The organism is Vibrio sp. Isolate34 (assembly GCF_022397915.1).
In the GTDB taxonomy this organism is placed as follows: domain Bacteria; phylum Pseudomonadota; class Gammaproteobacteria; order Enterobacterales; family Vibrionaceae; genus Vibrio.
In genome coordinates this window covers 1-907 of record NZ_JAKEUO010000055.1, presented here as the reverse complement: position 1 = coordinate 907, position 907 = coordinate 1, and the positions used below count along the sequence as shown (strand labels likewise).

2 tRNA genes and 2 rRNA genes are annotated in these 907 nt (G+C 44.4%); all 4 read left to right on the top strand.

Features of this window, described 5'->3' with window-relative positions:
• Positions 1–165, top strand: a 16S ribosomal RNA gene (locus tag L1D22_RS22165); the annotation flags it as partial.
• Positions 166–233: 68 nt separating this feature from the next.
• Positions 234–310: transfer RNA gene (locus L1D22_RS22160), tRNA-Ile, on the top strand.
• Between the two features lie 21 nt (positions 311–331).
• Positions 332–407 (top strand) — tRNA-Ala (locus L1D22_RS22155).
• Between the two features lie 301 nt (positions 408–708).
• Positions 709–907, top strand: a 23S ribosomal RNA gene (locus tag L1D22_RS22150); the annotation flags it as partial.

The window sequence follows — 907 nt, the reverse complement described above, 5'->3', positions numbered from 1 at the left end:
TTCCCGGGCCTTGTACACACCGCCCGTCACACCATGGGAGTGGGCTGCAAAAGAAGTGGGTAGTTTAACCTTTCGGGGAGGACGCTCACCACTTTGTGGTTCATGACTGGGGTGAAGTCGTAACAAGGTAGCCCTAGGGGAACCTGGGGCTGGATCACCTCCTTATACGAAGATATTCACGATAAGTGTCCACACAGATTGATTTAGGTTTAGAAAGTAAAAGAGACGATATTGGGTCTGTAGCTCAGCTGGTTAGAGCGCTCGCCTGATAAGCGGGAGGTCGGTGGTTCGAGTCCACTCAGACCCACCAATATCGACTAGAAACAAAGATGGGGCTATAGCTCAGCTGGGAGAGCGCCTGCCTTGCACGCAGGAGGTCTGCGGTTCGATCCCGCATAGCTCCACCATCTTTAAGTGTTTTTATCTGAAAATATTTAAAAATGGTTTCGAAAGAAATCTAGCTCTTTAACAATTTGGAAAGCTGACTGATTTGATTACTTACGAGTAATTCAAATCAAATTTAAAAGTTCTCAATGTTTATCTTTCATTAGATAAACACAACAAACACATTCAAGTGTCTTGTATTCGAATCAAATTTATTTGATTCACAATTGAGTCCGGCAAACAGTCATTGAGAATTAACCCATTCTTAATGACAACCAAAAACCTTGGTTAGTTGCCATACGCTAAGACCCTTTCGGGTTGTATGGTTAAGTGACTAAGCGTACACGGTGGATGCCTTGGCAGTCAGAGGCGATGAAAGGCGTAATAACTTGCGATAAGCCCAGATTAGGTAGTAATAACCTTTAAGTCTGGGATTCCTGAATGGGGAAACCCACTTACATAAGTAAGTATCCTGTTGTGAATACATAGCAACAGGAGGCAAACCGGGGGACAAACCGGGGGA